15 protein-coding genes are annotated in these 18,869 nt (G+C 43.4%); 11 read left to right on the top strand and 4 right to left on the bottom strand.

Annotated features, from left to right (window positions below):
• Nucleotides 1-116 precede the first annotated feature (116 nt).
• The 6 genes from ACFSJY_RS03030 to ACFSJY_RS03005 all read left to right on the top strand — a co-directional run bounded on the left by ACFSJY_RS03030 (nucleotide 117) and on the right by ACFSJY_RS03005 (nucleotide 3,957).
• Complete coding sequence (locus ACFSJY_RS03030) at nucleotides 117-479, top strand: response regulator (protein WP_386030973.1); 363 nt, start codon at nucleotides 117-119, stop codon at nucleotides 477-479.
• Nucleotides 479-1,540, top strand: a complete 1,062-nt coding sequence (locus tag ACFSJY_RS03025) for an HD-GYP domain-containing protein (RefSeq protein WP_386030971.1) — start codon at nucleotides 479-481, stop codon at nucleotides 1,538-1,540. The genes ACFSJY_RS03030 and ACFSJY_RS03025 overlap by 1 nt, the downstream gene beginning before the upstream one ends.
• Before the next feature lie 227 nt (nucleotides 1,541-1,767).
• A complete protein-coding gene (locus ACFSJY_RS03020; RefSeq protein WP_386030969.1) occupies nucleotides 1,768-2,523 on the top strand; it encodes a MipA/OmpV family protein in 756 nt (251 codons plus the stop codon).
• A 146-nt stretch (nucleotides 2,524-2,669) separates the two neighbouring features.
• On the top strand, nucleotides 2,670-3,407 hold the full coding sequence (locus ACFSJY_RS03015) for a 1-acylglycerol-3-phosphate O-acyltransferase (protein ID WP_386030967.1): 738 nt from the start codon (nucleotides 2,670-2,672) through the stop codon (nucleotides 3,405-3,407).
• Nucleotides 3,408-3,431: 24 nt separating this feature from the next.
• Nucleotides 3,432-3,767, top strand: coding sequence for a ribonuclease E inhibitor RraB (rraB, locus tag ACFSJY_RS03010; RefSeq protein ID WP_386032209.1), 336 nt, complete (start codon nucleotides 3,432-3,434; stop codon nucleotides 3,765-3,767).
• A 28-nt stretch (nucleotides 3,768-3,795) separates the two neighbouring features.
• The gene (locus tag ACFSJY_RS03005) at nucleotides 3,796-3,957 is read left to right on the top strand and encodes a hypothetical protein (protein ID WP_386030965.1); all 162 of its coding nucleotides are present in this window, start codon (nucleotides 3,796-3,798) and stop codon (nucleotides 3,955-3,957) included.
• Nucleotides 3,958-3,995: 38 nt separating this feature from the next.
• Here the strand turns inward: ACFSJY_RS03005 and ACFSJY_RS03000 are convergent, their stop codons facing one another.
• Together ACFSJY_RS03000 and ACFSJY_RS02995 are read right to left on the bottom strand one after the other, a co-directional pair.
• Nucleotides 3,996-7,094, bottom strand: a complete 3,099-nt coding sequence (locus ACFSJY_RS03000) for an efflux RND transporter permease subunit (RefSeq protein ID WP_386030963.1) — start codon at nucleotides 7,092-7,094, stop codon at nucleotides 3,996-3,998.
• Nucleotides 7,094-8,203, bottom strand: coding sequence for an efflux RND transporter periplasmic adaptor subunit (locus ACFSJY_RS02995; protein WP_386030961.1), 1,110 nt, complete (start codon nucleotides 8,201-8,203; stop codon nucleotides 7,094-7,096). Before ACFSJY_RS02995 ends, ACFSJY_RS03000 begins: the two co-directional genes overlap by 1 nt.
• A gap of 136 nt (nucleotides 8,204-8,339) precedes the next feature.
• On the opposite strand from ACFSJY_RS02995, the gene ACFSJY_RS02990 reads away from it, so the two are divergent.
• Complete coding sequence (locus ACFSJY_RS02990; protein ID WP_386030959.1) at nucleotides 8,340-8,951, top strand: TetR/AcrR family transcriptional regulator; 612 nt, start codon at nucleotides 8,340-8,342, stop codon at nucleotides 8,949-8,951.
• Between the two features lie 22 nt (nucleotides 8,952-8,973).
• On the opposite strand, the gene ACFSJY_RS02985 is transcribed toward ACFSJY_RS02990, so the two are convergent.
• Nucleotides 8,974-9,990, bottom strand: coding sequence for a LacI family DNA-binding transcriptional regulator (locus ACFSJY_RS02985; protein WP_386030956.1), 1,017 nt, complete (start codon nucleotides 9,988-9,990; stop codon nucleotides 8,974-8,976).
• Nucleotides 9,991-10,179: 189 nt separating this feature from the next.
• On the opposite strand from ACFSJY_RS02985, the gene pgi reads away from it, so the two are divergent.
• The 3 genes from pgi to ACFSJY_RS02970 all read left to right on the top strand — a co-directional run bounded on the left by pgi (nucleotide 10,180) and on the right by ACFSJY_RS02970 (nucleotide 16,391).
• The gene (gene pgi, locus ACFSJY_RS02980) at nucleotides 10,180-11,826 is read left to right on the top strand and encodes a glucose-6-phosphate isomerase (protein ID WP_386030953.1); all 1,647 of its coding nucleotides are present in this window, start codon (nucleotides 10,180-10,182) and stop codon (nucleotides 11,824-11,826) included.
• 308 nt (nucleotides 11,827-12,134) lie between these two features.
• Entirely contained in the window at nucleotides 12,135-14,729 is a 2,595-nt protein-coding gene (locus tag ACFSJY_RS02975) for a TonB-dependent receptor (RefSeq protein ID WP_386030951.1), read from the top strand.
• Between the two features lie 120 nt (nucleotides 14,730-14,849).
• A complete protein-coding gene (locus ACFSJY_RS02970; protein ID WP_386030949.1) occupies nucleotides 14,850-16,391 on the top strand; it encodes a tryptophan halogenase family protein in 1,542 nt (513 codons plus the stop codon).
• On the opposite strand, the gene ACFSJY_RS02965 is transcribed toward ACFSJY_RS02970, so the two are convergent.
• Nucleotides 16,363-17,916 carry a tryptophan halogenase family protein gene (locus ACFSJY_RS02965; RefSeq protein WP_386030946.1) on the bottom strand — a complete coding sequence of 518 codons (1,554 nt, stop codon included), beginning with the start codon at nucleotides 17,914-17,916 and terminating at the stop codon, nucleotides 16,363-16,365. The two genes, ACFSJY_RS02970 and ACFSJY_RS02965, sit on opposite strands and share 29 nt — an antisense overlap.
• A gap of 173 nt (nucleotides 17,917-18,089) precedes the next feature.
• On the opposite strand from ACFSJY_RS02965, the gene ACFSJY_RS02960 reads away from it, so the two are divergent.
• Nucleotides 18,090-18,791, top strand: a complete 702-nt coding sequence (locus ACFSJY_RS02960) for a SapC family protein (protein WP_386030944.1) — start codon at nucleotides 18,090-18,092, stop codon at nucleotides 18,789-18,791.
• The last annotated feature ends 78 nt before the right edge of the window (nucleotides 18,792-18,869 follow it).

Below are 18,869 nucleotides of genomic sequence, written 5' to 3'. Positions count from 1 at the left end.
TCAACCTAGAGGTAAGGGACAATACGAGACTATTTTCTGCAAGCGTTTGATATCAATAACAATAGAGAATAGTTGAGCTGCTTTTTATAGGGCAGTTCTAGCGCTGAGGATTTTTTATGGCCATTCCGAACATAACTGCGTTGTTAGTTGATGATGAGCCCAGCAATATTGATGTGTTGCGCGGCTTGTTGCCTGAACAAGTCAAAGTTAAAGCCGCAATATCGGGGCAATTAGCGTTGCGGATTGCAGGAAAAGTCATGCCTGATGTTGTTTTTCTCGATGTTCAAATGCCGGGTATGTCGGGCGATGAAACAGCCACTCAGTTGCGTGAATTACCCGGCGCGGATAGTATCAAAATAGTCTATGTATCTGGCACTGAATTGCCAGCAGACGTCTCTGAGCAGGATGGCTTTTTGTTAAAGCCCGTGGATAAAATAAAGGTAGAAAATACCTTAGCAACGTTATTTGGGGAGGCATAATGAGTCAACCTGAATTACAGACTATCTTAGTCGTTGACGACAACCCCGATAATATTGATGTATTGACGGGCATTTTAAGACCCTATTACAAGGTCAAAGCGTCAGTTAACGGAAAGCTAGCGCTGAAAATAGCAACCTCTAAGCAAAAACCTGACCTTATTCTACTCGATATCATGATGCCAGAAATGGATGGATATCAAGTGTGTCGGGAGCTCAAATCTAACCCGTTGACACGTGACATTCCTGTTATCTTTGTAACGGCTAAAACTGAGATTAAAGATGAACAAATGGGCTTTGAATTAGGGGCAGTTGACTACATTACAAAACCCGTCAGTATGCCAATTGTGCTTGCCCGAATTAAAACTCACCTAGCGTTGTACGACCAACAGCGAGAACTTGCAGAGCAAGTCCGACAACGGACGGCTGAAATAGATAAGACTCGTCATGAAATCATTAAACGACTGGGTAGAGCCGCTGAATACAAAGATAACGAAACGGGCATGCATGTTATTCGCATGAGTTATTATTCACGATTTCTTGCTGAAAAAATTGGTGTCGATGATGAATGGGCGGAGCTTTTGTTTAATGCCGCACCTATGCACGATATTGGCAAAATAGGGATACCCGATCGTGTGTTATTGAAGCCGGGTAAGTTGGATGAAGAAGAATGGGATATCATGCAAAAGCATGTTGAATATGGCGCAGATATTCTCGGTTGTGATGATTCTGAGTTGCTAAGGCTAGCGCGAGAAGTTGCCCTTGGACACCACGAGAAGTGGAATGGCAAAGGGTACCCCAAAGGACTCAAAGGTGAGGAAATTCCGCTAAGTGCTCGAATTGTTGCTATCGCTGATGTGTTTGATGCCTTGACATCTGAGCGCCCTTACAAAAAAGCATGGCCGCTTGAAAAAGTAGTCAAATTACTGAAAGAAGAGGCCGGTCAACATTTTGATCCAGCCTTAGTGCCTGAGTTTCTTGAGTGCATGCCCAGAATTTTGGAAATCAAAGAGCAATATGCAGATGAGCATGAACAAGAGACATTTGGGCTAGGTGAGAGTTAGTGTTAACGTTGTGTTACAAAACTCTCTCAGAACACTGGAACTGACTAGAAAGCTTTTGTCGTAAAATGGAAGGCATTGAACGTATTTAATATCGAAAATTTTGTTGCTAAATTAAATAGTAACTCATTTTGGTTTCATCAGTATGTAAACTATTTGATATAAAAGTTCTCAAGCCTTCTTAAGTAAGACCATAGAAAAATATTTATAAATTATTAAGGGAAATAAAAATGATTAGATACATTACACTCGCATTAGGTTTAGCCAGTGCATCAGCATTTGCAGCAAGTACTGTTGGCAACATGTCGGCGATTCCAAGCACTAAAGCAGACGCTAAACAGGGTTTCCATGGCCAGGTAGGTTTAGGTGCAGCTAGTTTGCCTGAATACGTAGGTGGTGACGATAATGAAACCGTTGGTGTTCCTCTTATCAACGTAAGTTACAATGACCGTTTCTACTTCAAATATAACAAGCTTGGTGGCTGGTTATTCAAGTCAGATAATGGTTTCCGTGCTGGTGGTGTCATTACGGTACACCGTGGCTTCGACAAAGACGATGTTAAGGTTAATGCGCCGTTACAGGACCGTGAAGATTCAATCATGGCAGGTATTAACATGGCATACTCTCGCGGCATGTTTAATGCTGAAGTTGGTTTCGTCAATGATATTTCAGATGAATCTGATGGTGCTAAATTATACGCTCAAGCGACTTATACGCTGTTAGCGAATGAAAAATACAGCGTGTCTATCATGGGTAAGCTTGAGAGCTTAGATGAAGATATGGCGGCGTACTACTACCGTAATGATGAATCAACGGTAAACGCAACGTTAGGCCTTATCGGTACATACAAATTAACGGATCGTTGGACACTATTAGGTGCAGTGACAGGTACATCACTAGGTGACGAGGCGACAGAAGGCACTAATACGTGGGTGACAGAAGATAGTTACACACAAGCGCTTCTTGGTGCTACTTACTCATTCTAAGCGTTATTTCTCGATGAAAAGCCAGCAATGCTGGCTTTTTTTATGCTCAGAAAACAACTGTATTACAAAATATCACCGTCGATAGATTAATTAATTGGCTATTTCCATGTATACTTCGCCCCCTTATTTAACTCAGGGGCGTACACTTGTTAGCTGTAATTCGAATCATCATTTTGACACTGGGCATCGGTTTATTGTCAGTCTTTGCTTGTTTATTCAGCTTGTTGAGGCCTTTCCATAAGAATAATGTTTTCACAGCTGCGCGTATATTGGGTAGCATGTCGAAAGTGATTGGGCTTGAGGTAGAAGTACGAAAACCATCATCGTTGTCGAACGTTGGCCCGGTCGTCTATATCTGTAATCATCAAAACTCTTACGACTTGTACACGGTAAGTAATGCCGTGCAACCAGGAACAGTGAGCGTTGGGAAAAAAAGTCTTAAATGGATCCCATTCTTTGGTCAAATGTATTGGCTTACAGGTAATATCCTAATCGACAGAAATAATTCAAATAAAGCGATGAATACCATTGCATTGACGGCCGAGAAGATTAAAGAAAAGGGCTTGTCAGTGTGGTTGTTCCCTGAAGGAACTCGCAGTTACGGTCGAGGCCTACTTCCATTTAAAACAGGTGCATTTAGAACGGCGCTACAAGCAGGTGTCCCAATAGTGCCAATCTGTGCCAGTAACACGCATGATTTCATTAATTTGAACCGTTGGAACAATGGTAAAATGATCATTGAATTTTTAGATCCTGTATATTTAACGGAAGACGATAAAGACAATGTGCGAGCGATTACTAATGACGTTCGTGACAACATGTTGACCAAGATTCAGGCGTTAAGCAAAGAAGTGGGTACCGAGTTACCACAAAATAAAAGTTAGAGGCTAGTAATGCAAAATCCAGACATGCAAGAATGGCAAGAGTACACAGAAGAGCTAGTCAATGAATTGCTAGAAGATGGTAGTAATGAAGAAGCTTACCATACCATTGAACACCACTTTTCTAGTGCTAATTTTGACGTCTTAGAAAAGGCTGCGATAGCCGCATTTAAAATGGGCCTAGAAGTTGAAGAGCCGGAAGAAGCTGAGCTTGAAACAGGTGAAAAAGTCTTTGCTTTTGACGTGATTACTGAGCAATTTTTGGATGCTGAGCTAATCTTAGAAGAAACAGAGAAGATGGTTGCACTAGCCCAACAGTGTAAAGTTGATTATGATGGTTGGGGTACCTATTTCGAAGAATAGATAAATTCGTCAGCAAGGAGTATTTCACATGGAGTGGTTAAATCAATTATTACAGCCTCAGGTATTGTCTTTATTGATACCTATCGTGGCTATCATCGGAGCCTTTGGTGTGGCGGCATTGAACGCTCATCATCGTCATCAAGAGCGCATCGAGAAAATTAAACAAGGCTTAAATCCAGACAGCAAGTAGCACAATCATACAGCTACTTGCTTTAGTCCCACTATACTCTATACATTCACTACCGCTACTGGCTCGCCTTCAGATTGTTCAAACGGTGTTTTGTTCGCAAAAAGCGAAAATGCCGCAGGTACAAAATAGAATGATAGCAAGGTGGTAAACACTGTCCCGCCTGCGACCGCTATCGCAAATGGTGGCCAAAAACCACCTCCCGCTAATATCAGAGGTAAGAAGCCGCCAACAGTGGTAATGGTGGTTGAACTGATATGCCGTGTGCAGCTTTGCACGCCTTTGATGATAGCTTGTTGGTCACCTCTTACTGCACTTTCGTTAGCTTTTAATTCGGCAATTATCACTATTGCGGCATTAATTGCTAAGCCCATTAATCCCAGCAGGCCGACGATAACCGTAAAGCCGAACGGATAATTAAACAGGTAAACGCTTAACAAGCCTAAACCAACGGACTGGCCCGCTGAGAAAAAGATAATTGCGCTTAAACGGAATGAGTTAAATGACAATACTACAACAGTGATTAGCAGGGTGAAAATTAGACCGACACTGGCCAGTAGCTGCCCTACGGCTTGATCTCGCTCTGCTGACTCTCCTCCAACCTCTATTCGATAACCTGCTGGCAGTGTGAAATCCGCTTTTTTAAGATTATCTTGAACGCGTGCAAGGACTTCAGATGGCAATATACCTGCACGAATATAACCCTCAATTATGTTAACCCGCATACCGTCTCGGTGAGGAATAGCGCCCCGTGAAGGCTTCACCGTCAGGTGTGAAATCGATGTTAACGGTATGCTGCCGTCAGTCATTTGGCTTTGTAAGTTAATATTTGCTACGTCTGCGAGTTGGCCTCGATCACTGTTGTTCACACGAACGCGCACGGGAATCGACTCTGTGGCTTCGATAATTGAACCATTGACTTGGCCAGAGAGTGAGTTCCCTAACTGCTGTGCCACATCGACTAACGTTAAACCGGTTAGTGCCGCCGCTGATTCATCCGCTTGAACCCACACTTTCGGCGTGCCCGGTTGCAGTGTCGCTCGCGTATGCATCATATCAGTTGTTTCTGACATCACACGCCGAACTTCATCGCCCAGTGTTTTTAACGTATCCAGATTAGGGCCAAAAATGCGAAGCTCAACAGGTGCATTGAATGGAGGGCCTTGTTCTAATTTACGTACAAGAATTTGAGCTGATGGAAATAAGTCATCTAACTCCATTTGAATTACTGGAATCAATTCGTTAGCTGCTTTGAAACTGGTCGCTGTGATCATGCCTTGGGCATAGTTTTGCAATCCGTCTTTTGAAGGTATTAAGTTGTAGTAAAAAGAGGGAGCATTCTTGCCAATAAACCAACGTGCTGCAGCAATACCCTCTTGCTGATAAAGGTACTGGCTTACCTTATCTGTCATGGCTTTAGTGTTATCGATACTGCTTTGAGCTGGCATAAACACTTCTATTTGGAACATATCTCGGTCAGAGGGGGGGAAAAACTGTTCTGTTAAGTGTTTAGCAGCGATAAAGCCAAAAAGGGGAAGGCAAAAAACGGTGGCTATTGTGATTTTTCGATAGCTTAATGCAAATTGTAAACTGCGAGAAAACGCCTTCGACAATGTATTCAGTTGAATACCCGCTACGTACCAAGCAGTGCTGCCTCCAGTACCTTTTGCAATAAAGCGCCCAGCTAATCCCGCGACTATTGTATGAGAAATAATATATGAGCCAATCAGCGAGAAAATAACACTTAATGCAATGCCGCCAACGAACTCTCCAGCGGGACCTGGCATAAGTACAATTGGCATAAACGCCAGTACGGTTGTCACGGTGGAGCCTAAAAGTGGCAGCCATAAATGCTTGACGGCATAGCCCACGCTGTCGAGACGTCGCATACCTTGCTGGCGCTTATCTTGAATGGTGTCGGTCATCACTATGGCATTATCGACCATGATCCCCAAGGCCACCACTAGCCCTGTTACTGACATTTGGTGAATAGGCAAGCCCCATGCATTCATTACTGCTAGCGTAAATAACACGGTCAAAGGTAGTGACACAGCTACTATAAGCGCCGAGCGCCAACCAAGTGTGACTAACAATACCAGTGAAATCAGTACAAAGCCAACGGCTATATTGTTTACTAAGTCGCCTAGGCGTTCTTCTGTGTAGGTGTTTTGGTCAAATAACAGTTCAAGTTCAATGTTATGGGGCAGGTATAATGCAAAATCATCCAGCGCATGTTTTACATCTTCAGTCCATTTGTCGATACGTAAATTAGGTAGCATACGTGTGGCGACAACAACAGAGGGTTTGTCGTTCACTATTGCTATTTCACTGGCAGGCCATGCGAGGGTTTTACTGATATCAGCGATATCACCTAACGTCACTAGGCTGCCTTTGTCATTCGTTTTTAGGGGAATATTTTTAATGCGCTCAACAGTGTCTAAAGCCCCTGTTAATTCAACCTGCATTTGATTGTGTTGGTTCACAAGCTGCCCCGCAGATACTTTAGCGTCAGCCAAAAATACCTGTTGGGATAACTGCTCGGCGGTTAACTGTAAGCGCGAGGTTTTGGCTTCGTCTATTGCCACTAAGATTTCTTCTTGGCCCCGACCAAAGATAGACACTAAATCTGTGCCAGGTATTAAGCGCAATCGATTTTGCAGCTCATTTGCATAGCGCCCCAAGCTTGCCAAGTCCGGTTCAGTGTCATCAAGCCAGTTCAACGCTACTAGTTTGGTAAACGCATACCCTCTGTCATCCTCGAGCGTTGGTTGGCTTGCTTCAACGGGTAATTCAGGAACAACATCGCTGATTAGGTCGCGAATGCGTGACCAAATTGGACGGGTGTTTACGATTTCATCTTTTAATTTTATTTGAATGACAGAGAGGCTAGGGCGTGAGGTAGAGGTAATTAAATCAATCTCTGCCAGCTTTCGTAGTTTTTGTTCTATTTTTTCTGTCACTAACACTTCAACACGCTCTGCGCTGGCACCTGGAAGTTGCGTTAGTACACTTGCATTTCGGTTTTGAATGCGTGGATCTTCAGTGCGAGGAAGTGTTGATAAAGCGCCTAAGCCTGCCACGATAAGCAGAGCAATGACTAACGACATTAGTCGCCCATTGCGAACAAAAGAACGGATCATTATTCTGCTCCACCTTTCGCTGGTCGGATAATTTGACCTGGTACGTAGCGGTGTAAGCCTTCTGAGATAACGGTCAAGTCATTGCTCGTAGGGCCAGCAACAAACACTTGGTCAGTCGTGGTATGCAGCACATTAATTGTTTGAGGCGTTATCTTAAATTGTCCTTGTGACTCTGTAACAAGATAGATATTCCATTGTCCACGAATACCGTCTGTAATAGCGGTAATTGGTAACCAATAACCCGGTCTTTCGATACGCTGCTCTATCGAGACACGTGCGATTACCCCGCTAATTTGCTTGTCTTGGTCGTCCACTAACATGCGGACATTGACTGTTCGTGTGCCAGGGTCTATTTGTTGACCAATAGCAGATACAGTGGCGTCAACATGCTTGGTGCCTAGGCTAACAGGGAGTTTGTCACCTATTTGGATATCAGAGGCTATTTGGGCAGGAATACCAAAAGAAATTTCTTGTTGGCTTTGTTTTATCAGCGTCATCGCAGTATTGCCAGCAGCAACTAAGTCTCCCACTGATATCATACGGTCGTTGACGATCCCATCGTATGGAGCCGTCAAAGACGCTTGTTTTATTTGATATTGAAGCGCGGCAAGCGATGCTTTCAATCCAGCCAAGTTTGCATTGAGTACACTTTGCTCTGCATTCAGCTCATCAATCGTTTGTTCAGATGCATAGTCGTCCACTATTAATTTCTGAGCGCGTTTCAAATTCGACTGATTTAGCACTAATTGCGCTTCCACTTGCTGAACTTGGGCGGCTAGCTCAGCGACACGAATGTTGAGGAGTTCAACATCTAGCTTGGCAAGTACTTGGCCTTTTTTAACTTGGTCACCACTGTCGACAAAAATATTGATAACACGACCTGGGTATTCAAAGCTGAGTTGCGTTTGCTGTTTGGCAGCTATCTTCCCTATGTATTGGCGAGCGATTTCATAGCTATCGTCGCGACTGTAAGTCGCAACCGTCGCACTGTGAATATAAGGCTGTTCATTTTCTGCAGAAATACTGCGCTCACAGCCAGAAAGCAACGTAGTAGCAACTACCAAGGGAACAACAAGAAGGTAGCGAGCAAGTGGGTTAACCAAGTTCATATCTTTCCCTGCAATATGTGTCGTATTTATAATATTAGACTAGACTGACTAGTCTAGTTAGTTTAGTTGACTCAAACTGGACTGTCTAGTCCATTTTAGTTAGAGTACGGGAATAACGTCAGCCTAGTGTAAGTTTATGACAAAAATTCGTAGTAAGAATGAAGCCAAGCGCAACCAAATTCTCACAGCAGCCACAGAGCTGTTTACCGAGAACGGCTATTTGGCAACAAGTATGTCGCAAATTGCGCAACACGCCGATGTGTCTAAACAAACGGTCTACAGTCATTTTGGTAGCAAAGAAGACTTGTTTGCAGCGTCTATTGCCAATAAATGTGATGCTGAAATAAATATTGACGTCGACACCCTAGACTTCTCAAACCTACCAAACACTTTTTTGCTGGTTGCTAAACGTTTCTTTGACATGATTACGTCAAAAGAGGCGCTAGCAGTTCATAAAATCTGTGCCTTTGAATCCAAAACCTACCCTCAATTATCCGAGCTTTTTTATGAAGCGGGACCTGAACGTCTAACAGATGAGATGACTAAATTGATGGAAAAGTGTCATCAGTTAGGTTTGCTCAAAATTGAAAAGCCTCGCCATGCAGCGATTCAATTTTTGAACTTAATGAAAGGCGAAGGGTGGATGCGTTGTGAGTTTAATACCAAAAAGCAGCTAACAGAATCAGAGGTGATGGATTACTTGAGTAGCTGCGTAGATATGTTCATGCGCGCTTATTCGGCGCAGTAGAGTACAAAACTTTATTTGAAGCTTAGTTGATTGTCGTGGTTGAGTCTCTTACTACAAGTTCAGGTGTGTATAGCTGTTCAGATACCGAGTTATCATGCTTTCTCGTGTGAGAAATTAATAAATTCGCCGCCTTTTCCGCAATAGCTTGGTTAGGTTGATGTGCTGTGGTCAGCTTTGGCCAAGTTTGACGCGAGAAAGGACTGTTCTCAAAGCCAGCAATGGATAGCTGTTCTGGAATGGCTATATTCATTAAACGAGATGCAAACAATGCACCCGCCGCAATTTCATCGTTACAAGAAAATATCGCCGTGGGTTTATTGGACAGTGACATTAATGATTTTGCGCCTTCAACGCCTGAATCAAACGAGTATTCGCCTTGAATAATGTGCTCTGGGGTAACTTTAATATTATTAGCTTCTAGTGCAGCTTTGTAGCCGTTGAGTCGCTCGGTACTCGACTTGTGTTCTAAACCACCAGCAATAAAAGCAATGTGCTTATGTCCCAAATTCACTAAATGCTCTGTAATGCTGTAGGCCGCTGCGTGGTCGTCAATCATGACACATGGAGTTAAGTCATCCGGTGCGGCATCACCTGACATAATACGCACGACACTGACATCTAAAGCTTTAATTTTTTCAACGAATTCAGGCATTTCTGAAAATGGAGGAGTGAGCACTAAACCAGCAATACGCGAGGTTCTAACCATATTGGTAATTTCATCAATGATATCGGGTTTCGTTGAGTCACAAGGGTGTATAACAAGCTCAAATCCTTGCTTTTTACAGGCGGATAAAATGCCATTTTGCATGTCAATGACGTAGTAGGCATTGGGATTGTCATAGACGAACGCGATGCTATAGGCTTTCGTGCCTGCCAGGTTACGCGCCGCAAGATTAGGTTGATAGTTGAGTGCTTCAACGGCTGCCATCACTTTTTCACGGGTAGGCTGTCTCACAGATGGCTCGTTGTTCATGACACGAGAGACTGTTTTAATTGATACGCCTGCCTGCTTTGCAACGTCGTTAATGGTAGCTTTCATCCGACTTACTATCCTACACCCTTGATACTAGTTTTTCGGCATTAGGTTATTGTGAAACAGGCGACGCCGCAACGATTTATTCACAGATTAATCATATTTGACACACTCAACCTTGATTTTTAATTGAATTGACAGCGCTGTCATTTTTATCTATTGTGCAACGAAAATAAGAGAGTAGAGGAAGAAAACATGTCGACCAGAGAACAACTGCCAAGCTGGAAACTGCTATCAGCCATCGCAGAGAAGAAAAAGGCACAACACTTAAACGATTTGTTTGCGGTTGATGCAAACAGGTTTGAAAAGTATTCAATGTCTTTCGATGAGATCTTGCTCGACTACTCAAAAAATCGAATTGATGATGAGACCATAGAGGCTCTGCAGTCTTTGCTGGAAGAAGTTGATATTACTAGCTGGCGCGACCGAATGTTTGCCGGGGAACGAATCAATAAAACCGAGAATAGAGCGGTACTTCATACCGCACTGCGTGACTCTGTCTCTGCAGATGTCAGCGTTGACGGGCAAAACGTACGAGCAAGTGTTGAGCAGCAGCTGTTAAAAATAAAAAGTTTCAGTGACAAAGTTCGACAAGGAAAGTGGTTAGGGTATTCAGGTAAGCGTATTACGGATGTTGTGAATTTGGGGGTTGGTGGCTCAAATCTTGGCCCACAGATGGTGACTGAAGCGCTAAAGCACTACAGCGATAACAGTGTGAATGTGCATTACGTCTCCAATGTAGATGGTGCACAAATAGTTGAGACCTTGCGTCCTTTAGATCCACAGAAAGTATTATTTATTGTCTCCAGTAAAACATTTACCACCGCGGAGACAATGACTAACGCCCGTACGGCAATGAACTGGCTTACAGCAGCGAGTTTTGACCAATCCTCTATTGCTAAGCATTTTGTTGCGGTAACTGCCAATACCGAAAACGCACAAGCATTTGGTATTGAAGCAGAGAATATTTTCGATATGTGGGATTGGGTCGGAGGTCGTTTTTCACTTTGGTCGGCTATTGGGCTCCCAATCGCACTTGATCTAGGGTTCGATAAATTCAAAGAGTTGCTTGCTGGTGCAAAGTCTATGGATGATCATTTCAAGCGTGCGCCTCTTACTCACAATATGCCGGTTACATTGGCGCTTTTGAGCTTATGGAATACGACGTTCCTTGGTGCTAAATCCCAGGCTATTTTACCTTATGATCAAACATTACACAGGCTGGCCGCTTATCTTCAGCAGGCGGAGATGGAAAGTAATGGTAAGTCAGTAAACGTGAATGGTGAAACACTGAGCTATGCCACTGTGCCATCTATTTGGGGAGAACTTGGCATTAATGGTCAGCATGCTTTTTATCAATACTTGCACCAAAGCAATAATATCGTGCCAGCTGATTTTATCGGCTCTATCGAGAGCGTCACGCCAGTAGCGGGGCACCACGAAACCTTGATGTCGAACTTTTTTGCGCAGACACAAGCGCTGATGACAGGAGTAAGCGAAGCACAAGTGCGAGCTGATCTGAAAGCCAAAGGTCGCACAGATGAGTTTATTGATATGGTAGCACCTCACAAAGTACATCAAGGTAACCGGCCAACAAATACCATATTGTTGCACCGCTTATCACCAAAGACGTTGGGCAGCTTGATTGCATTGTATGAGCATAAAATCTTTGTTCATGGCGTGCTGTTAGATATTTGCTCGTTTGATCAATGGGGTGTGGAGTTAGGCAAAGGATTGGCAAAAACAATACAAGCACAGTTAGAGGATGAAAGTGCGCCTAGGGAACATGACAGCTCCACGGAGCAGTTGATTAGATACTTTCATCAAGTACGAAGCCAATAGAGCCGGGGACATAACAAATATCATCAAGGCGGTTAATACCGCCTTTTTTATGCCTGAAATATCATATAAATATGAGTTGTTTCTAGCTGAATTTTGAACATTGCAACTAAAAATAAATCATTTAATTACAATGTGTTAATAGGATGTTGTGACTTAAATGTGAACAAAGTGTAGCCAAATGAAATTTTTCTGTGTATCGTAAATGTCAAGTTAATGACAACGCTGTCATAAAAGAAAAAGACAACGCTGTCATCTAATAACCAATAAGATAATGAAAACATTACAAAAACGTGTATAAGGGAAAGTCGATGTCTACATTTACATTCAAAAAAGGTGCTCTAGCAACTAGCATTGCTGTCGCACTAGCAGGTGTTCCTGCTTCAGTCGCTTATGCTGATGAAGCGCAAGCTGACGACAACATTGAAAAAATTGAAGTTCGCGGTATTCGTGGTTCACTAAAACAATCACTTAATGCTAAGCGTTTCTCTAACTCGGTTATCGATGCCGTAACTGCGGAAGATGTGGGTAAATTCCCAGATTCTGATGTTGGCGAGTCACTAGGACGTATCCCTGGCGTTGCGGTAAACCGTCAATTTGGTCAAGGTCAGCAGGTGTCAATTCGCGGCGCTTCAAGCCAATTAACGCGCACACTTTTGAATGGTCACACAGTAGCATCTACCGGTTGGTACGATCAGCAATCTATCGACCGCAGTTTCAACTACACATTGCTTCCACCTGAAATCATTGGTGGTATCGAAGTATACAAATCATCACAAGCTGACCTGCCTGAAGGCGGTGTTGGTGGTACGGTTATCGTCAACACACGTAAGCCTTTAGAGCTAGATGCAAACAGCGTTTTTGCAAGTTTGAAAGGTGATTACGGTACAATTTCTGAGGAAACTGATCCACAGTATTCAGGCCTATACAGCTGGAAGAACGACGCAGAAGATTTCGGCTTTATGGTGTCAGCATCAATTGCTGAAACAACCTATCAACGTAACGGTGTTGAGTCACTTGTTGGTTGGGGTGATATTGTTCCATCAACATTCCAGCAAGACCGCGAGCGCACAGCATTCAATGTTGCACTTCAATACCGCCCAACAGAGCGTTTAGAAATTGGTTTGAATGTTATCAGCCTGGAATTAGAAGCGGACAACACCAATACGTCATTATTCGCTATGTTCCCTGATGACAAGGATGCAGCATGTGAGCAAACGAATGCAGAAGGTACATGTACGTTCTACCGTCGTTCAGGCACTGGCGCTAATCCAGGTTGGGCACAGACATGGGCACGTGCAGGTAGTATGACATCTGACACTGTTGATTTTGACTTCACTTATGAAGGCGACAACTTCACGTTAGAAGGTCGTATTGGTACTACTGAATCAGATGGTGGTACAGACTTAACGGCAAACTACGGTTTCTGGATTGGTACACCGGGTGACTTTGCTGGTACATACGACGCTACAGGCGATGAAATCAAAATTGATATCGCAAACAAACATTTTGGCCCAGAAGACTTCCAGGGTGAGTTATCGCCAGCCTCTTGGGCACTTAAAAAGCAACCTAACTCTGACGAAGAAACTTACGCACAGTTTGATTTAACGGTACCTGTGGAGCTTGGTGCAATTACGCAATTCAAAACAGGTGTTCGTTGGACAGATCACGAAGTGAAGCAGGAAACATTCACGGTAAATACGGTTGATCCTTATCCAGGTGGTAAAGATGCGTCTCACTACTACTCAGGCTCAGTGTCTTCTGGTGCAGGCTTTAAGTTACCGAATCCAAACATTGGCAACATGCTAGACGATGCATACGGTGCTTTCTCAAGCTTTGATAATACTTCTGATGTTTATAAGTCGGGTTACGGTACGATTGAAGAAGAGAACTTAGCACTATATGTAATGGCTGACTTTGAAGCCGACGGCATTCGCGGTAACTTCGGCTTACGTTACGTATCAACAGATGCTGAATCTGATTTCTACAGCTTCAACAACGGCGTATATGCGGATTCTTTGTCTACAGATAAAGCAGACTACAATGATGTATTGCCAAGCGTTAATGTAGCGTTTGATTTAACTGAAGATGTCATCTTACGTGCATCAGCGGCACAAGTTATCTCTCGCCCGAACTACACTGACATGTTCTCTGCATCTTCTTTCGCGGGTTATGATGATGGTACACCAGGCAATGAAGTATTAACTAAGGGTAATGTTGGTTTAGACCCGTTCAAAGCGACCCAAGCTGATTTAGGTGTCGAGTGGTACTTCAGTGAAGACGGTATGTTCAGTGCAACGTACTTCATTAAAGATATTACGTCGTTCGTGACATCGACGCAGCTATTAGACCAAGAAATTGGTGTTGTACCGCCGGAATCAGGTGTTGATTCGTGGACTGTATCAACGAAAGTGAATGCTGGTGGCGGTGAGATTGAAGGTATCGAGCTTCAATTGCAAGACGCGTTTGACAATGGTTTTGGTTACTCAGTTAACTACACGTTTGCTGATTCAAGCTCGCCAGCTTCAAACTACCCTGATTTAATCAGTGAGTTCTCTGATTCATCAGACCATACGGTGAACATGGTAGGTTACTACGAAGCAGACAAGTTCAGCGCTCGTTTGGCATACAACTGGCGTTCAGAGTACATGATTCGTGAATTACCGGGTTTCTACGGTAACCGTGAGCACGACTCATATGGTACGCTAGATTTCAGTGCAGGCTATGCAGTAACTGATTACTTAGATATTACGTTTGAAGCCGTTAACATTACTGAAGAAGACAGCATTCAAACGGGTGTAGCGCCAATTGAAGCAGACGTTAAACCTGAGCTTAAGCTTGGTTACCCTGCATGGAGCTTCGAAGGTGAAGCACGCTACAAAGTAGGTGTTGCAGTACGTTTCTAATTATCTCCCTAGATTAGAAGCTTAAGCCCGGCAATTGCTGGGCTTTTTTATGTACAGGAAGTACGGTATGCCGCGGTGTCATGGATGATAGAAGTTAAATGAATGAAGGTGATGCGCACGATGAAAATTTCCAGAGTTGCAATAGTTGGAGGCGGTACAGCAGGGTGGCTGGCTGCAAACCATTTAGGCAAAGCGTTATTCGCTAATAAAACTGTATCAGTCGATGTGATTGAGTCACCCAATATCGCACCTATCGGCGTAGGTGAAGGCACTGTTCCAGAGATCCGCCGCACCTTGAAACACTTTGGTATTAGTGAAGCCGATCTCATTCGTGAGTGTGACGTGACGTTTAAACAGTCGATTAAATTTGTCAATTGGCTCAACAAAGGCAAGCATGGCGACAATAACTTTTATCACCACCTTTTTGAGAAACCTTATAAGTTTAGTGAATTACAGACGAATGATTGGCTAAATCATCATGCCAACGACTCAAACACTCCCTTTGCACAACATGCCAGCTTTCAACATGACTTATGTGAGGCTGGCAAAGCACCAAAGCTCATCACAACACCAGAATACGAATCGGCAGCAGGTTATGCCTATCACTTTGACGCGTCAAAATTCGCTAAATTGCTAGCAAAAAATGCGATTCAACGCTTTGGTATCGATCATCTTCAAGCAACGGTTGAGCAGGTGCATTTGACACAGTCGGGCGGCATCAAATCTCTTAAGACCACCGAGTTAGGGGAAATAAAGTACGACTTCTATATTGATTGTTCTGGCTTTCACGGCTTACTGCTCGACAAAGCACTGAAAGTACCTTTTGTCGATAAAGGTGATTCACTGTTTGTAGATAAAGCATTGGCTGTTCAAGTACCTACAGATGGTAAGTCAGCTATTCCACCGTATACCCTAGCAACAGCGCATCAAGCGGGCTGGATATGGGATATTACGTTGCCTAATAGGCGTGGCGTGGGTTTGGTCTATAGCAGCAAGCACCTTTCAGGCGATATGGCACATCAAAAGCTCAGGCATTATGTTGGCGCTCAGATTGACAACCTGACTGTTCGTGAAATTCCGATGAGAATTGGTTATCGAGAAAAGTTTTGGCATCAAAACTGTGTCGCATTGGGGTTAGCGCAAGGGTTTGTCGAGCCACTTGAAGCAACATCAATTTTATTGACTGACTTTGCTGCAAGTTTTCTAGCAAAGCGCTTCCCTTTTGATAGTCAAGAATTCGACTTTCTGGAGACGCGCTACAACGAAACAGTGGGTTATGCATGGCAGCGTACGATAGACTTTATTAAGTTACATTACTATTTGTCAGATCGCGATGATAGCGAGTTTTGGCGTGATAATCGTGAAGAGTCTTTACTTTCAGAGACGTTGAAAGAGCGTTTGTCACTATGGAAATGTCAGGCGCCTATCAGTGAAGACTTTTTTTCGAAGTTTGAAGTATTCGATTTGGACAATTACCTTTACGTATTGTATGGCATGCGTTTCAAAAGCACCTCTGGTGCACTGAACGTAAATAACGATCGGGATGATGCAAAGCGAGCGGCACGTTATTTAGAGCAGGCAAAACAACAACTGCTGACACAGTTACCCGAACATAGGGCGTTAATCGAAAAAATTATTCAGCACGGATTACAGAAAATATAGGGTGTTGTTGTCCGTAAATATGTTTGAGCTGTTCTACGTGATCACGAAAGAATGAAGCTTGATGTTGGCAGTAGCGCTCAATATCGTCAAGTGAAGCCACTTTTTTATCGAAAGGCTTGGTTTTTCCTATTTTAGATAAACGCCCTTTACCGGCAAGCAAACAATACCAACTAGGCGCAAAATACATGGTTTCAGAATCAAAATTGTGCAGTGCTTGCGTGAAATTCACCTCAGGTCTATCCCAAGCGTCAATAATCGCTTGGAGTTTGTCTGAATGATTTTTATTGTTTGCGCAATCTTGCCAATAGACGCTGTCAGTCCGTGTATTCATGCGGTAATGCAGGCAAATATAGTCTTTTATGCTATCGAAAATGGCGTTAATGCGCTGGTTAAATACATTGCTTGCTCTGCCTGAAGTGTTCGGTAATTGCGCATCGTCTTCATGTAGCGCGATAAAATGCTCAACAGTGTACTGAAGTGTGGCGATAGCAGTCGCTTCTAGTGGCTCAATAAACCCTTGAGATAGTCCTACAGCCAATACATTTTTGCACCAATGCTGCTGATATCGGCCCACGCGCATTCTTAAATGCTTCGCTGGTACTGATTTGTCGACGCCTAAATAGTCCCTAAGTTCTTGTTCAGCCTGCTCTTCGGATAAGTAATGACTGCTGTATACATAGCCATTGCCAAAGCGAGACGAAAGGGGAATCTTCCATGCCCAGCCATGTGTTAATGCCATAGAAGTCGTTTCAGGAATAAGGTCATTTGTTAGGTCGATTTTGCTTGCTATGGCAACAGCCCTGTCATTGGGCAGTGCATCACTAAAATCTTCGAAATCGACGTTTAGCGTTTTACCCAGAAGTAAGCTTGCAAAACCTGTGCAGTCGACATACAAGTCAGCTTCTAATACTTCGCCATTTGCTGTGATAAGTTTTTCTATGCCGTTTACACCCGACTTAATATGTTCGACTGTTCCGATGGTATGGTTTACTTTGCCTCGCTTCAGTAGTCGGTTTTTGAGAAATTTACCAAGCAGTGCTGAGTCGAAGTGGTAACCATAATCCAGTGAGTGGTCTTGAGGCTTTTCCAAAACCGGGCATTTACCTGACTTTGCTAAGTAGTGTTGCAGCCAGTAAGGATCTGGCTTGGCTTCGATATCATAGCCCTGTCGTCGAAGGTTAACGTTGTGAAGATATGCTTGGCCGGTTTTCCAATCATGATCGGAGTAAAAGGGGTGAAAATAGGTATTGTCTTGAAGGTGACTCGTCCAATGTGGAAACCGTATGCCACACTTATAGGTCGCGTGACAAGCTGGCATCCAGTGTGACTCTTCAATACCAAGCAGTTTAAAGAAAGCTTGCAGTGAAGGGGTTGAGCCCTCGCCAACGCCTATGGTCTCAATAGCTTCCGATTCAATTAAGGTGATATGTGTACCATATTGTGCCCAGGCATGTTCAAGCAGTGAAGCTGCCATCCACCCAGCTGTGCCGCCGCCTACAATGGCAATTGAACTTGGACGCTGCATATTTTCTACTCAATATTTATCAGTCTTCATCATAAAACTTATGACAGCGTTGTCAAATGTTGTTCGCAAAAACTAAAAAGAGCGGGAAGTAAGACGCTTTCAAGGGTTACATCACTGAGCAAATCTGCTATAACGCTTGTGTTAAAAAATAGATATACAATAAAGGAAACAATATGAGTGCGCCGGTTAGACCGTTAAATGCCATCGATCACGGTAAAATTAAATTACCTAAAACGCGTCATTTTCCGCACGTAAGCGACCAACAAATAGTGCCGCTTATCGTTCACGAATTTTCAAATGCGAGTGCAGAGATGCCAATCGTATTTGTCAAAAACTCAGAAACAGGTGAGTTTCAGTCAGTAGCCGTATTGGGCTTTGAAGAAGGTGAAAACCTTTTTGTTGGCGAGGAAACGTGGAAAGGTGGCTACGTGCCAGCTGTTGTAACACATTATCCATTGGCGTTAATGCCGTCTCCAGAAAACCCGGAAGACATGCAAGTGTTACTAATCGAAGACGATGTCATCATGAACAATCAAGAAGGCGAAGCTGTTTTTGATGAAGAAGGCAAAGAAACACCGTTCATGGAAAACCGCAAAAACGCGATAGGTAAATACTTCGAAAACATGCACGTCACTAAAGCGTTTACACGTTTTCTTGCAGAAAAAGAACTTCTGGTAGAGCAAACGTTAAACATTCAACTAGGTGAACAAAAACGCCAGTTAAGCGGGGTATACTTGGTAGATGAACGCAAACTCAATGCGTTATCAGATGAAGATTTTATTGACATGAAAAAGCGTGGCTATTTGTCACCAATTTATGCGCACATGTTATCTGTGCACCAGCTGAATAATTTAGCGCGTATGAAAGCAAAATAAAGATTTCGCTTTTGTCGCCAGTGAGCTAGACTTTTTAGCTCACTGGCGCTATTTTACTACGCCTACTTTTCAGCTAGT

The sequence above is a fragment of the Thalassotalea euphylliae genome (assembly GCF_042682785.1).
In the GTDB taxonomy this organism is placed as follows: Bacteria; Pseudomonadota; Gammaproteobacteria; order Enterobacterales; family Alteromonadaceae; genus Thalassotalea_F; species Thalassotalea_F euphylliae.
This window is presented reverse-complemented; position numbering and strand designations above follow the sequence as displayed.

What these genes read in the sequence shown, in the direction of transcription:
- ACFSJY_RS03030 (WP_386030973.1), top strand. Translation starts at nt 117, where the DNA reads ATGGCCATTCCGAACATAACTGCGTTGTTAGTTGATGATGAGCCCAGC.
- ACFSJY_RS03025 (WP_386030971.1), top strand. Translation starts at nt 479, where the DNA reads ATGAGTCAACCTGAATTACAGACTATCTTAGTCGTTGACGACAACCCC.
- ACFSJY_RS03020 (WP_386030969.1), top strand. Translation starts at nt 1,768, where the DNA reads ATGATTAGATACATTACACTCGCATTAGGTTTAGCCAGTGCATCAGCA.
- rraB (WP_386032209.1), top strand. Translation starts at nt 3,432, where the DNA reads ATGCAAGAATGGCAAGAGTACACAGAAGAGCTAGTCAATGAATTGCTA.
- ACFSJY_RS03005 (WP_386030965.1), top strand. Translation starts at nt 3,796, where the DNA reads ATGGAGTGGTTAAATCAATTATTACAGCCTCAGGTATTGTCTTTATTG.
- ACFSJY_RS03000 (WP_386030963.1), bottom strand. Translation starts at nt 7,094, where the DNA reads ATGATCCGTTCTTTTGTTCGCAATGGGCGACTAATGTCGTTAGTCATT.
- ACFSJY_RS02995 (WP_386030961.1), bottom strand. Translation starts at nt 8,203, where the DNA reads ATGAACTTGGTTAACCCACTTGCTCGCTACCTTCTTGTTGTTCCCTTG.
- ACFSJY_RS02990 (WP_386030959.1), top strand. Translation starts at nt 8,340, where the DNA reads ATGACAAAAATTCGTAGTAAGAATGAAGCCAAGCGCAACCAAATTCTC.
- ACFSJY_RS02985 (WP_386030956.1), bottom strand. Translation starts at nt 9,990, where the DNA reads ATGAAAGCTACCATTAACGACGTTGCAAAGCAGGCAGGCGTATCAATT.
- pgi (WP_386030953.1), top strand. Translation starts at nt 10,180, where the DNA reads ATGTCGACCAGAGAACAACTGCCAAGCTGGAAACTGCTATCAGCCATC.
- ACFSJY_RS02975 (WP_386030951.1), top strand. Translation starts at nt 12,135, where the DNA reads ATGTCTACATTTACATTCAAAAAAGGTGCTCTAGCAACTAGCATTGCT.
- ACFSJY_RS02970 (WP_386030949.1), top strand. Translation starts at nt 14,850, where the DNA reads ATGAAAATTTCCAGAGTTGCAATAGTTGGAGGCGGTACAGCAGGGTGG.
- ACFSJY_RS02965 (WP_386030946.1), bottom strand. Translation starts at nt 17,916, where the DNA reads ATGCAGCGTCCAAGTTCAATTGCCATTGTAGGCGGCGGCACAGCTGGG.
- ACFSJY_RS02960 (WP_386030944.1), top strand. Translation starts at nt 18,090, where the DNA reads ATGAGTGCGCCGGTTAGACCGTTAAATGCCATCGATCACGGTAAAATT.